At 65.9% G+C, this 13,797-nt stretch carries 11 protein-coding genes; 5 read left to right on the forward strand and 6 right to left on the reverse strand.

All coding sequences use genetic code 11. From position 1 onward, the window contains the following. Window positions 1–128: 128 nt before the first annotated feature. Entirely contained in the window at window positions 129–2,117 is a 1,989-nt protein-coding gene (locus HTZ84_RS22005) for a DEAD/DEAH box helicase (RefSeq protein ID WP_174682781.1), read from the forward strand. Here the strand turns inward: HTZ84_RS22005 and HTZ84_RS22010 are convergent, their stop codons facing one another. Continuing rightward, window positions 2,118–2,609 carry a hypothetical protein gene (locus tag HTZ84_RS22010; RefSeq protein ID WP_174682782.1) on the reverse strand — a complete coding sequence of 164 codons (492 nt, stop codon included), beginning with the start codon at window positions 2,607–2,609 and terminating at the stop codon, window positions 2,118–2,120. It lies immediately after the preceding gene. Then, the gene (locus HTZ84_RS22015) at window positions 2,599–3,435 is read right to left on the reverse strand and encodes a ParA family protein (RefSeq protein WP_174682783.1); all 837 of its coding nucleotides are present in this window, start codon (window positions 3,433–3,435) and stop codon (window positions 2,599–2,601) included. The genes HTZ84_RS22010 and HTZ84_RS22015 overlap by 11 nt, the downstream gene beginning before the upstream one ends. A 1,030-nt stretch (window positions 3,436–4,465) precedes the next feature. Here HTZ84_RS22015 and HTZ84_RS22020 point away from each other — a divergent pair. Continuing rightward, window positions 4,466–6,274: a helicase HerA domain-containing protein gene (locus HTZ84_RS22020; RefSeq protein WP_174682784.1), complete on the forward strand. Its 1,809-nt coding sequence runs from the start codon at window positions 4,466–4,468 to the stop codon at window positions 6,272–6,274. 10 nt (window positions 6,275–6,284) lie between these two features. Here HTZ84_RS22020 and HTZ84_RS22025 read toward each other — a convergent pair whose 3' ends face one another. Further along, window positions 6,285–7,394, reverse strand: a complete 1,110-nt coding sequence (locus tag HTZ84_RS22025; protein ID WP_174682785.1) for a DegT/DnrJ/EryC1/StrS family aminotransferase — start codon at window positions 7,392–7,394, stop codon at window positions 6,285–6,287. A gap of 220 nt (window positions 7,395–7,614) precedes the next feature. On the opposite strand from HTZ84_RS22025, the gene HTZ84_RS22030 reads away from it, so the two are divergent. Together HTZ84_RS22030 and HTZ84_RS22035 are read left to right on the forward strand one after the other, a co-directional pair. Continuing rightward, window positions 7,615–9,237: an alkaline phosphatase family protein gene (locus HTZ84_RS22030; protein WP_174682786.1), complete on the forward strand. Its 1,623-nt coding sequence runs from the start codon at window positions 7,615–7,617 to the stop codon at window positions 9,235–9,237. A 2-nt stretch (window positions 9,238–9,239) separates the two neighbouring features. Then, window positions 9,240–10,250: a lipid II:glycine glycyltransferase FemX gene (locus HTZ84_RS22035; protein WP_174682787.1), complete on the forward strand. Its 1,011-nt coding sequence runs from the start codon at window positions 9,240–9,242 to the stop codon at window positions 10,248–10,250. Window positions 10,251–10,283: 33 nt separating this feature from the next. On the opposite strand, the gene HTZ84_RS22040 is transcribed toward HTZ84_RS22035, so the two are convergent. After that, on the reverse strand, window positions 10,284–10,550 hold the full coding sequence (locus tag HTZ84_RS22040) for a winged helix-turn-helix domain-containing protein (protein WP_174682788.1): 267 nt from the start codon (window positions 10,548–10,550) through the stop codon (window positions 10,284–10,286). 499 nt (window positions 10,551–11,049) lie between these two features. Further along, window positions 11,050–11,259: a DUF7563 family protein gene (locus tag HTZ84_RS22045; protein ID WP_008895556.1), complete on the reverse strand. Its 210-nt coding sequence runs from the start codon at window positions 11,257–11,259 to the stop codon at window positions 11,050–11,052. Between the two features lie 392 nt (window positions 11,260–11,651). Here HTZ84_RS22045 and glmU point away from each other — a divergent pair, with 392 nt between their 5' ends. Continuing rightward, window positions 11,652–12,833, forward strand: coding sequence for a bifunctional sugar-1-phosphate nucleotidylyltransferase/acetyltransferase (gene glmU / locus HTZ84_RS22050; protein ID WP_174682789.1), 1,182 nt, complete (start codon window positions 11,652–11,654; stop codon window positions 12,831–12,833). Window positions 12,834–13,305: 472 nt separating this feature from the next. On the opposite strand, the gene HTZ84_RS22055 is transcribed toward glmU, so the two are convergent. Further along, window positions 13,306–13,797 (reverse strand): SIS domain-containing protein (locus HTZ84_RS22055; RefSeq protein WP_174682790.1); only part of this gene is annotated, 492 nt, incomplete at its 5' end.

Here is a 13,797-nt window from a genome sequence, read left to right on the forward strand (position 1 = left end):
ACACCACCGTTTCATGTGTTCTGGCAAACGGACACACCATCGTTTCATCTGTTCTCAAACGGGTCTCACACTACACTCCAATCGAGTCGAACGAAATCGGTTTACCCGCACCACCGTTACGACCGTCAGTGACCGACGAACGTGCTTCGGAAGCGACTGGTGGCGAGAGCCAGCGACCCGAGGATCCAGCGGCCGACGGGGACAACGATCCCACCGGAGACGAGCAGGTGGACGAGCAGTTCACGCTCGCGGACTTCCACGACGCATCGCAGGAGGCCGGTCGACCCGTGCTCACCGCCGCGGCACTCTCCCGAGCGCTCGAGCTTCCCCAGGAACGGGCCCGTGACGCGCTCGAGACCCTCGCGGACCGGAACGAGGTCGAACGACTCTCCGTCGAGACGGATCCCGTCGTCTGGTATCCCAGCGAACTCGAGGATCTGACCGACCGGGAGCGAGTCGTCGTCTTCCCGAAGCGCCGCGAGATCATCGTCGATCGGCCGGACCAGTTCACCCGCGCACAGCTCGCCCAGTTCGCCCACCTCGCGGACGGGAACGGCGACCAGGGGTATCGCTACGTCGTCAGGCCCGAGGACATCTGGCAGGCGCCCCACGATTCCTGGGAGAACCTGGCCCGGACGATGCGCCAGGCCCTCGGCCAGCGCTCCGAGGAACTCGAGGAGTGGGTCCGCAGCCAGTGGGATCGGGCCCACCAGTTCCGGCTGGCGACCCACGAGGACGGCTACACCGTTCTCGAAGCCAAGAGCCCCGAGGTCATGGGGAACGTCGCCCGCCAGAAACTCGACGAGGAACACGTCCACGCGCCGATTTCGGATACCGAGGACTGGGTCCGGGAGGGCTCGGAAGCCGCGATCAAGCGGATTCTCTACGAGGCGGGCTACCCGGTGCAGGACCACCGCGAACTCGAGTCCGGCGAGGAACTTCCCATCGATCTCGGGGTTCGACTGCGGGACTACCAGCGGACCTGGGTCGATCGGTTCGCGGAGGCCGGCGAGGGCGTCTTCGTCGGCCCGCCGGGCAGCGGAAAGACGGTCGCCGCGATGGGGGCGATGGCCCACGTCGAGGGCGAAACCCTGATTCTGGTGCCGAGTCGCGATCTGGCCCGACAGTGGGCCGACGCGATACTCGAGTACACGTCGCTCGAACCGGAGCAGATCGGCCAGTACCACGGCGGGCGCAAGGAGGTCCGGCCGGTGACGATCGCGACCTACCAGATCGCGGGGATGGATCGGCACCGCTCGCTATTCGACGACCGCGAGTGGGGGCTGGTGATCTTCGACGAGTGCCAGCACGTCCCGTCGGACGTCTACCGCCGGAGCACGCACCTCCAGTCCAAACACCGGCTCGGCCTCTCTGCCAGCCCGATCCGGGAGGACGACCGCCAGCAGGAAATCTTCACCCTCGTGGGCCCGCCGATCGGCACCGACTGGGAGGCGCTGTTCGAGGCCGGCTTCGTCGCCGAACCGGAACTCGAGATCCGCTACGTCCCGTGGGGCGACGACGAGCAGGGCAACGCCTACGCCTCCGCGGACGGCCAGGAGAAGTACCGGATCGCCGCGAAGAACCGCGGGAAGGTCGACGAGGTGCGATACCTGCTGTCGGCCCACCCCGACTCGAAGGCGCTGGTGTTCGTCGACTACCTCGAGCAGGGGAAAGATCTCGCGAACGCGCTGGACGTCCCCTTCCTCAGCGGCGAGACGCCCCACCACGAGCGCCGGCGGTTGCTCGACGAGTTCCGCCGGAACGAACGCGACCTCCTCATCGTTTCGCGGGTCGGCGACGAGGGGATCGACCTCCCGACGGCCGATCTGGCGATCGTCGCCTCGGGGCTCGGCGGCTCGAGACGACAGGGAACCCAGCGCGCCGGGCGGACGATGCGTCCCGCCGGCGGCGCGCTCGTCTACGTGCTCGCGACGCGAGGGACCCGCGAGGAGGACTTCGCCCGCAAACAGCTCCAGCACCTCGGTCGCAAGGGGATGACGATCCGCGAGCGGAGCGTCGAACGCGACGAGGGGTCCGCCGACGACGCCGATGAAAAGGACGGAAACGGCACAAGCGACACCGATGACGAGATCGACGGGAGCGTTGGCGACGAGTAGCTACTCCTCGCGAGCCTCGAGGATCTCGTCGATCACGCCCTCGGTGTCCGCGGCCGCGAGCCGAAAGACGGCGTCGTAGAACTCGCGACCGGTCAGATCGCGAACGTCGTGGTCCGTTCGCAGCTGTGCATCTACTAACGCGCGCGCGTCGTCCAGATCGGCGAGCGTCTCCGGGCGGACGTACACCGTCTTCTTCTCGGTCGCGTCGAACGGGAACGCCGTCGGATCGTTATCGCCGGTATCGTCACCACCATCGGCATCGGTATCGGTATCGGTATCCCCGGTCTCGGCGCTCGAGTCCGACTCGGACCCGCTCGAGTCGCCGCCGGTCTCGGAGTCCTCAGAGTCGGATACGGACGCAGCGTCTTCGGCGGCCGGCGAATCGGTCTCCTCGCTCGAGGAGTCGGCAGCCGCCGATTCGGCGTCCGACTCCTCGTCGGGGTCGTCCTCGACGGCGTCGCTCAGTCCGGCGAAGCGGTTGTCATCGGGCATCGGCGACACCTCCGCGCTCGACGATGGCGGCGAGTTCGTCCAAACGATCGAGCATGTCGTTGTCGGGGTCGTACTCGGCGAGCGGGACGCCCTCGCGCCAGGCCCGCCGGAAGGCGATCCGCTCGCGCAGGCCGGGACCGGGCGAGTCCGGATCGTCGAAGTGCTCCGAGCGGGCGAACTGGGGGAGGAACTCGCCGAACTGGGACTCCTCTAAGTCGGTAATGATGCGCTTTTCCTCGTTGTCGCCGGCCAGCGAGTTGGGGACGATCGCCGTGATGTCGAGGTCGATCTCCTTGCGGATCGGCCCGATCTGCTGGGTGTACATCCGCTCGAAGCCGCTGACGCTGGGCTCGCTCATCCGCAGCGGGACGATGACGTTCTGGGTGGAGATGAGCGAGGCGTCGGCCAGCGGCCCGAGGTTCGGCGGCGAGTCGACGACGACGTAGTCGTAGGTCTCGCCGAGCACCGGATCGACGATCTCGTTTCGGATCCAGAGTTCGCCGAAGGTCGCGCTGCGGATGCTGTTCTCGACGCTGTCTAGATCCTCGTGGGCCGGCAGCACGTCGAACGAGCCCGCCGAGCGGATCACGTCGCCGAGCGTCGTCTCGGTGCCGTCCTCCAGGACGTCCCCGATGTGGACGTCGCTCGTGTAAGCGTCGTGCAGGCCGACGCCTTCGGTGGCGTTGCCCTGCTGGTCCAAGTCCACGAGCAGGACGTCGTTGTCGCGGTTGGCGAGTCGTTCGGCGAGGTTGATCGCGAGGGTCGTCTTGCCGACGCCGCCCTTCTGTAGGGCGACGCTGACGGCGCGTGGGGTTTCAGTCGTCATGCGTGGGAAGGTCCGTCGCCGCGGCCGATCTCGAGCGGGAGCGATGCGGACGGTTCGAACGTCGGAGACCGCTTCCACTGTGTGCACTGTGTAGAATGTGTAACCCGTCTTCAATCTGCGGGCTGACGGCTCCGCGATCGGTTCGAAGCGGGATTCCGCGGACGGCGTTCCGCCATTGACGTGGGACGGGTCGTCCACGGTCCGAACGTCGGAAACAGTGCAAACGGTTCGGACCTCGAGCACGGTTCAAACGGTGTCCACAGTTCGAACTGTGTCGGGCTAGCGGGATCGGGTCGGTAGCCGCCCGCGCGAACGCTGCTCGAGGTGGAAACCGTCTACACAGTGGAGACATCGGATCAGTCACGGGTCGTGATCGACGCGATCGGACGCGGCGAGTTACACGCCTATCATTCGGGTGAGATAACTTAACAGTAGTGGAAACCGTCCACACATTCTATACAGTGTGAACGGTTTACCGTCTCAGAGAACTCGACACAGTGTAGACGGTGTGATTCTCAGACAGTCTTCAATCAGAATACCGGCTTTACAACCGATTATTGATGTTTGGAGATGTTTACACGGTTCAAACATTGTACAAAGTGTAGGCCGTGTGCAAGTCGTCAGCGGTGTACACAGCCTACGAATTGTACTCGGTACTCGCACGGCGAGGAACCGAACTGAAACGCCGAGGCGACCGACTCCGATCGACTGAACTCGAAGGAACATCCTACTGTCTAGAATGTGTACACAATGTGAACTGCCTAATCTTCCAGACTGTATTCGTAACCGATAGCTCGAGCAGAGGCAGTTGTATAGGACGTCAGGTGGTAGTGAAACCGATTCATTCGTACGAGAGATACTCGACACAGTGTAGACAGTCCACACATTGTACACCGTCTCGGCTGTGAGAAGACACGGCGGCCGGTCCGGAGGAACGGCGGAATCCACCGGACGAGGCCAATATTCAAGGTGCCGTATTCGGAGTGTACCCATATATGAATACGTCGCGCGCGCTCGAGGTGAGTGGTCGGTGAGCGACCAGCGCCAGATTCTAGTCGGCGAAACCGACGACGGGTCGGAGCTTCGGCTCCCGGTCGTCGAACTGCTGACCGGTCGCGGGTTCGTCACCGGCAAGTCGGGATCCGGGAAGTCCAACACCGCGTCGGTCATCGCCGAGGAGTTACTCGAGGCCGGCTTCCCCCTCCTGATCGTCGACACCGACGGCGAGTACTACGGGCTCAAGGAGGAGTACGAGATGCTCCACGCCGGCGCCGACGAGGAGTGCGACATCCAGATCGGACCGGAGCACGCCGAACAGATGGCGAGCCTCGCACTCGAGGAGAACGTCCCGATCATCTTGGACGTCTCGGGTTACCTCGACGAGGACGTGGCCGACGAACTGCTGCGCAAGATCGCCCGCCAACTGTTCGTCAAGGAGAAGAAGATGAAGAAGCCCTTCCTGCTCGTGGTCGAGGAGGTCCACGAGTACATCCCGGAGGGCGGCGGCGTCGGCGAGACGGGGAACCTGCTGATCAAGATCAGCAAGCGCGGCCGCAAACACGGGCTGGGCATTCTGGGGATCAGCCAGCGGCCCGCCGACGTCAAGAAGGACTTCATCACGCAGGCCAACTGGCTGGTCTGGCACCGGCTGACCTGGGACAACGACACCAAAGTCGTCGGGCGGATCATCGACACCGAGTACTCGGAGCTCGTCTCCGAGCTGAACGACGGGCAGGCGTTCGTCCAGACCGACTGGACCGAGGTCGACGTCCGGAAGGTCCAGTTCCGCCGCAAGCGGACCTTCGACGCGGGCGCGACCCCCGGACTCGACGACTTCGAGCGTCCCGAACTGAAGTCGGTCTCCGACGCGTTGGTCGGCGACCTCGAGAACATCTCCGAGCGCAAGGAGCGCGAACAGGACCGGATCAACGAACTCGAGGCCGAACTCGAGAAGAAGGATAAACGCATCGAGACCTTAGAGGACGAACTCGAGTCGGCCCGGGACGTCTCGTCGGCGGCCAAGCAGATGGCCGACGCGCTGACCGGGAAGGAGACGGTCCAGGCCCAACTCGGCGGCGGGAACGACGAGGAACTGCGTCGCCTCCACGACGAGATCGTCGACCTCGAGGACGAGCGCGACGAGCTTCGAGCGGAACTCGAGGAGCGAGACGAGCGCATCGAGACGCTGGAGACGACCCTCGAGTCGCGAACGGAGACCGTCGAGCGACTCCGCGAGGAAAACGAGCGGCTTCGGGACCGCGTTCGCGAACTCGAGGAGAGCGAGACCGAGTCCGACCCCGAGACGACCACGACGGAGTCGGACGACGAGATCGTCCACGCCGGCGGCGACGCCATCGAGTTCGGGTTCACGTCGATCCGCGAGGAACTCGAGAAGCGGGACGAGGCGACGAGCGACGGCGACCGCGACGGGACTACGCGAGACGACACCGAGCGGACGGAGTTCGAACGGAACGAAGCCAAACGGAACGCGGTCGAACGGAACGAGGCCGAGCGAGACGAGCGGGCGACGAGCGCGAGCGAACGCCCGTCGTTCGAAGCCCTGTTCGAGGGCGATTGGATCGACGAGCGACTCGAGACGGCGGCCGGGCAGTCCCAGTGTACGGCGGCGACCGGACGACGCGCGCTGGCCGTCCTGGCCCGAGACGGACCGCTCGAGACGGCGGTCCTCGCCGAACGAGTCGATCGATCGACGGTCGCCGTCCAGAGTCTCCTCTCGGAACTGCGGACCGAAGGCGTCCTCGACCGGCCCACCGAACGGACCTACACGCTCAGCGACGACGTCCGCGGGGAGCTGACCGCCGCGGCGCGGGTCGACTAACGTTCGCGACTCACCATCGGAGCCGATCGCCGACGGCCTCGATCGCGGCCGGATCGACTCCCCGGTGGACCGGCAGGACGACGGTCTCTCGAGCCAGTCGCCGCGCGACCGCGTAGGCCGGATCGTCGCGGACGGTCGCGGCGAGTCGCGGCCACGTGTGGGCGGCGACTCCGCACCGCTCGAGCGCCGCGACGAGTCGCTGCGGCGAGTCCGTCCGGAGGGGGAAGACCTGCGGACAGATCCCTTCGGGAAGGGTCTCGTGGTAGGGTTCGACGCCGGACCGGGAATCGAAGCAGCGTCGCCACGCGAGGTAGTTGGTCCGGCGGGCGCGACGGATCACCGTCGGATCGGCGGCGTCGACGACGGCCGCCGAGACCCTCGACATCGGCGTCTTTCCGGCCTCGTACCGCGCCTTCGGATCCGGGACCGACGCCGCTCGCTCGGCGACCAGCCGCTCGACCGTCCGGCGGACCGTCGCGTTCGCTGCGAGGAGGTCGCCGGCGACCGACTCGAGGACGTGCCGGCAGTCGTCGACCCCGAACTCGTCGCGGACGCCGGCGAACGACGACGGCTCGAGTCGAGCGGCGACGGACTCGTCGTTGCAGTAGAGGACGGCGCCGTCCGGAATCGGCAACAGCTTTCGGAGACTCGTGATACCGAGGTGACCGCGGGTGCCGAGTAACGTGCCGTTATCGACGCTGAGCGGTGCGTGCGCGTTGTCGTCGATATGATAGCAGTCGCGGTCGTCGAGCAGCGACGCGACCGATTCGAGCCCGGGCTGGGGAAACCCGAAGTAGTCGACCGTCACGACCGCGGCCGTCTCGTCGTCGAGCCGCTCGCCGAGGTCGGCGCGGTTCGGGGCGAGCGTCTCCCGAACGCGGTAGTACCGGGGCTCGAGCCCGAGATCGCGAAACGGTTCGACGACCGCGTCCGGCAGGTACGCGGGAACGAGGACGTTCTCGCCGGGAGAGACGAGTCCGGAAAGTCCGTCGTAGAGCGCTGCCTTTCCGGAGCCGTAGAACGAGAAGTCGGTGGCGTAGCGCTCGAGAAACGGTTCGATTCCCGTCGCCCGCCGGCCGGACGGCGTTCGGGCGAGCAGCGACGGCTGCTCACTGATCATAGTGGTATCCCATCGAAGGACGGTATATATCGCGGTGACCCTCTCGACCGAAATGCCGCGATTGACAAGGTCGTGGGAATAGAAACCATACCACAAATGATGAGCAATAGATAATTACTCGAGAACACCATCGGAAATACCCGTCATTGCTGTGAGCAGCCTAAACATACGGGAACAAAACAATCGGATAACAAAACAGGGGAGAGTTCCTCCCGTGTCTATGGGAGCTTCGGCAACCGAAACTGAACTCGAGCTGCTCGTGGTCGGGCTCGACGGCTGCTGTCGATCGGTGCTCGAGCCGCTGTTCGAGGCGGACGAGATTCCGACGATCGAGCGGCTGATCGAGACCGGGACGAGCGGCCCATTGGAGTCACAGATCCCGCCGTGGACGGCGAGCGCCTGGCCGTCGATCTACACGGGAAAGAATCCGGGGAAACACGGCGTCTACGACTTCCTCTCGTTCGACGGCTACGACTGGGACGTGGTGAACGCGACCCACGTCCGGGAGCGGCCGGTCTGGGAGTTACTCGACGAGTACGGCCTCTCGAGCGTCGTCGTCAACGTTCCCGTCACGCATCCGCCGCGGGAATTCGACGGCGCGCTGATTCCGGGCCTGACCGCGCCGGAGGATCCCCCCTGCCATCCGGAAGGAATCCTCGAGGACGTGAAGCTGGCCAGCGACGGCTACCACGTCTATCCGCAGGGGACCGACGCGCCGGACCAGTCGATCGAGAGCTACGAGCGGACGATCGAGGATCGCGGCTCGGCGTTTCGCTACCTCGCTCGACGGATCGAGCCCGAGTTCGGGTTCCTCCAGTTCCAGGCGACCGACACCGTCTTCCACGAGCGGCCGGGCGACAAGGCGGCCATCGAGGCCGTCTACCGCGCGGTCGATCGGCAGCTTCGGGAGACGCTCGCGGACACCGACCCGGAAAACGTCCTGCTCGTCAGCGATCACGGGATCGGCAAAGTGACCGGCCGCGAGTTCCGCGTCAACGAGTTCCTGCGCGAGCAGGGGCACGTCGCGGTCGAGAGCGGCGGCGGCATGCCGAACTGGTCGACGACGTGGGAGAACGAGTTGCTCGAGGGCGAGACGGCCGGCGACGACGAGACGAGCGCGCTCGAGCGCGCGATGAACGCCGCCGCGAAGGTCGGGATTACGACCCAGCGAGTCGCCGCGGCGCTCGATACGGTCGGGCTGAAGGAGCCGATCGGCAAGCGAGTTCCGAACGGCATGATTCAGGCGGCGAGCGAGCGGGTCGACTTCCCCGAGTCGACGGCGTACGTCCGCTCGAAGAGCGAACTCGGCGTGCGGATCAACCTCGAGGGCCGCGAGCCGAGCGGGCAGGTGCCCGAATCCGACTACGAGGCGGTCAGATCCGAGCTGATCGACCGACTCTCGGCCGTTCGAACGCCCGACGGCGAGCCGATGTTCGAGGCCGTCGAGCCGCGGGAGACGTACTTCGAGGGGCCGTACGTGGACGAGGCGCCGGACATTCTGACGGTCCCCGCCGATTTCGACAACGCGATCGTCGCCGACGTCGGCACCGAGCAGTTCGGCGAGCCGATGGAGCCGTGGAACCACAAGCGAACCGGCATCGTCGCCGCCGCGGGGAGCGACGTCGACGAGTCGGTCTCGCTCGGGGGGGCGACGATCTTCGACGTCGCGCCGACGATCTGTGCGCTGTTCGACGTCCCGATCGACGCCGAGATGGACGGCGCGGCGCTGCCGGTCGTCGACGCCGGAGAGGAGACGACGTATCCCGATTACGAACCCGATCCGATCCGCGCGACCGACGACGGGGCCGTCGAAGACCACCTCTCGGACCTGGGGTATCTCTGACGATGAGTATCGAAGTCACCACGCTCGATCCGCGGACCGACGCCGACGAGTGGAATCGATACGTCGAGCGCTCGGACGGGACGAACCCGTTCTACCGAGCCGAAGCGCTCCGCCTGCAGGCGACGGACACCGGGACGACGCCGCACCTGCTCGCCGGGTTCAAGGGCCAGGAACCGATCGGGCTCTTCCCCGTCTTCGAGTACGGGAAGGGACCGGTCACCGGCGCGTTCTCGCCGGCGCCGTTCTCGTGGTCCTGTTACCTCGGGCCGGCGCTGCTGAACGTCGACAAACTCAAACAGCGCAAGGCCGACCGCCGAACGCGGCGGTTCCTCGAGGGCTGTCTCGCCTACATCGATCAGGAACTCTCGCCGCTGTACGCCAAGTTCGTCACCGCCGAGTTCGACGACGTGCGACCGTTCGCCTGGAACGAGTACACCGTCGAACCGGGCTACACCTACGTCGTCGACCTCGAGGGAAGCGAGGACGACCTGTTGAAGCGGTTCAGCAGCGACGCGCGGAGCAACGTCCGCAACGCCGATCCGGACGCCTACGTGGTCGAAGAGGGTGACGGGGACGACGTCGAGCGCATCGTCGAGCAGGTCGCGGCCCGCTACGAGAGCCAGGGCAAGCCGTTCCAGTTGAGCAAGGGGTTCGCCCGCTCGATGTACGAACGGCTGCCCGACGGCGCGATCCGGCCGTACGCCTGTCGCGTCGACGGGACGTTCGTCGGCGGGATTCTCGTGGTCGAATCCGATCGGACCCGCTACCGGTGGCAGGGCGGGGTCAAACCCGATACCGACGTCGACGTCCCGATCAACGACCTGCTCGACTGGCACGTCATGCGCGACGGCCTTCGCGACGGGCTCGAGCGGTACGACCTCGTCGGCGCCGGCGTCCCGAGCATCAACCGATACAAGGCGAAGTTCAACCCCCGCCTCGAGACGCACTACGAGATCACGTCGGGTTCGTTCGGGATCGATCTGGTGGTCGACCGCTACCAAAAACACAGCTGAGCCCGCGGGTGGAAACCGGCGGCGCTCGGACGCTCAGTCGGCGAGCTGATACTTCGACTGCCGGGCGTCCTCGAGGTGGACGCGGCTGGTGACCAGGCCCGCGTCCTCGAGTTTGCCGAGCGCGTACCGGACGGTTCGAGCGCAGAGCCGGGATTCGGCGGCGATCTCCTCCTGGGTCATCGACCCCTCGTACTCGAGGACCTTGTAGACGAGTTTCGAACTGGGCGGCAGTTCGGTCAGCGACTCGGTCGGATCCGGGTCGTCGGCGTCGACCTCGGAGTCGGGTTCGGTCGCGCTCATCGCTGGCCCCGAGCGGTCGACTCGCGTCGCGTTGTGCGGGCGATACCCGGACCGAACGGCGGATCGGCCGACGGTCGGTCCGCGACTGCGGCGGTCCGATCGGACCGGCGGCCGGAAAGCGGACGGACTGTCTCCATTCGTACCCGGATCAAAACGGGCGGTTCGTATATACGATATCGACAGTTCAGAAATCTAGGGAGCGGCTAACTCGGATATCGAACGGATAACGTGGAGCGAACGATCGACGACGCGCCGGCTCGATCGGTGGCCGGCGGGGCGGAGCGACGAGGAGCGGTGGCTGTCGACGTCGACGCGGACCGTGGACGGCGGACGGTCGCCGGCCGGGACGACCACCCGGTCGACGCTCGCGGCCTCGTCGCGGCCCGGTGAGAGTGGGAATCGGCGACGACGTCGGGACCGACAGCTGGCGATCCGACTGCTCGCTGAGACGGTCGATCGCTCGAGAACGGACGCGGTACCTGACGAACGACGAACGAAATCAGCGGGCTTCCTTCGGGATGAAATCCGAAGTTTTCATTTCGCGGTACGTCGCACAGTCGGGACAGGCGTGAACGACGTCGCGGTTATCCCCGAAGACGCGGGCGAACTGACGCGTCACCTGGTTCCCACAGTTGACACAGCGAGGGGCGGTCGTTTCCTGGCCGGACGTCATCGGCGTCCACTTCGCGTCGGTTGGTTCCGTCGACATCAACAACTCGTAGCGACAGAACGGTATTTACTATAGACTGCATAATCCCGCCGCTCGGCCGACCGCGCGGATATCGGTCGAGAAAATCAGTCTCGCGAGACAGTTTTGTAAACAGCAGTGTTACCCTCTCTCACGGTAGAAATTCAATATTTCTTTGTATTAACGGACTGTTTTACCCGGCGTGAGCGCCGGTTCGGCGACCGGTCTCGGCGACGCGCCGTGCGAACGATCGCAGTCGTCCTCGAGCGGAGGTCGGTCGAGGACAAATCCATCGGCTGCAATCGGGCGACAGCGGGCCCCGACGGGTCGGAATACGACGAAAACGACCGGAAAAACGCCCGACGGCAGTAGTAGCTGTATAATTATCCGGCGAATCCGGGAAGGGACCGTCAATGCAAGCCGTTGTTCTTGCGGCGGGTGAGGGAACGCGAATCAGACCGCTCTCCGCGACGTTGCCGAAACCGATGTTGCCGGTCGCCGACCGGCCGCTGGCCGCCCACACCGTCGACGCGGCCGTCGACGCGGGGGCGGACGAAATCGTCCTCGTCGTCGGCTACGAGGCCGAGACCGTTCGCGACTACTTCGGCGACGAATATCGCGGGGTTCCGGTCTCGTACGCGGTCCAGACCGAACAGGCCGGGACGGCCCACGCCGTCGCCGCCGCTAAAGACCGCATCGACGGCCCGTTCGCCGTCCTGAACGGCGACAACCTCTACGATCCGGCGGCGATCGACCGACTGTTCGCGAACTGTCCGGCCGTCGGCGCCGTCGAAGTGGCCGAGCCGCGGAATTACGGCGTCCTCAGCACCGAAGACGGTGTCGTCGACGACATCACCGAGAAACCGTCGGAGCCGCCGACGAACCTCGCCAACGCCGGCGCCTACGCCTTCCCCGAACGCGCCCGCGAGTGGCTCGAGGTCCCCGAAAGCGAGCGCGGCGAACACGAGATCACCGACGTGCTCGCGACGGTGCTCGACCGGTTCGCGGTGACGCCGATCGCCCTCGACCGGTGGCTCGACGTCGGCCGTCCCTGGGAACTCCTCGCGGCCAACGAGTGGAAGCTCGCCGACCTCGACCGCCGGATCGACGGCCGAGTCAGCGACGACGCCCACCTCGAGGGCGACGTGGTCGTCGAGGAGGGGGCGACGGTGAAACCGGGAACCGTCATCGAGGGACCGGTTCTGATTCGCTCGGGTGCGACCGTCGGGCCGAACGCCTACGTCCGCGGCGCGACGCTGATCGGCGAGGGCGCGTCGGTCGGCAACGCCGTCGAGATCGAGAACAGCGTTCTCTCACGTGACACCTCGGTCAGCCACCTCTCGTACGTCGGCGACAGCGTCCTCGGACGCGACGTCAACTTCGGCGCGGGGACGACGGTCGCGAACCGACGCCACGACGGGGCGATCGTCGAACTCACCGTCAAGGGCGAGCGCGTCCCGACGGGGCGACGCGAGTTCGGCGTCGTCGCCGGCGACGGCGCCAAGACCGGTATCAACTCGAGTCTGACCCCCGGGCTGAAACTCGCCACGGGAGCGACGACGCGGCCCGGCGAGGTCGTCGAACGCGACGGGTAGCGCGTCGCGGACCGCCGGTCCGTCGCGTCGACGGGTCGACGGCGTTTAACCGGCGGGGCGAGCATCGAAGCCATCGGTAGCAAGTGGGGGGTTTATACCACGGCGAATAGCTAGACCGGGTGGAGGGAGTCGATCAGACCCGATACGATCGCGGCAGTCCCCTCCAGCGCGATTCCGACGGTTCGAGTGCGGGTCGCGGGTTGGAGTCCGACGACGCCGCTCGGAGCCGGAACTATGGGGGTGGTTTCGGTTCCCGCGGCCTCGTCGACTCGTACTCGGTACTCACGCGTTCGACCGGAGAACAGCGGAGACGATACGACTGCAGTCCGATTTTCGAAGTTCGGTTTTCGGGTTTCGCGCAGTCAGATAGGTGCCGATTAGCGACTCGACAGTCAGTTACTCGGACTCGAGTCCGTCGGACGGAGCGGTCCAAAACTGGAGAAAACGAACGGCGGTCGGCCTCGACCGCGGGTTATTCGACGGTGACGCTCTTCGCCAGGTTGCGGGGCTTGTCGATCGGCCGGTCGAGGAGGTCGGCCGCGTAGTAGGAGACGAGTTGCAACTGGACGTTCGCGAGCAGTCCCGCGAGGTCGGCGTCGGTCTCCGGGATCTCGAGGTGGGCGTCCGCGACGTCGACGGCCCGGTGGTCTTCGGGGCAGACGGCGACCACGGGCGCGCCGCGGGTCTGCGCTTCCTCGGCGTTTTTCAGCGTCTTCTCGTCCTCCTGACCGGTGAAAATCGCGAAGACCGGCGTGTCGGGCGTCACCAGCGCCAGCGGGCCGTGTTTGAGCTCGCCCGAGGCGAAGCCCTCGGCGTGCTCGTAGGTGATCTCCTTGAACTTCAGCGCGCCCTCGAGGGCCACCGGGAAGCCGAGTCCGCGGCCGATGAAGAAGTACGACCGGCTATTGTGGTAGCGCTCGGCGATCGCCTCGGCGTCGGTCTCCGCGAGCAGGTCCTCGAGCGA

It is taken from the genome of Haloterrigena gelatinilytica, assembly GCF_013342145.1.
GTDB classification, from domain to species: Archaea; Halobacteriota; Halobacteria; order Halobacteriales; family Natrialbaceae; genus Haloterrigena; species Haloterrigena gelatinilytica.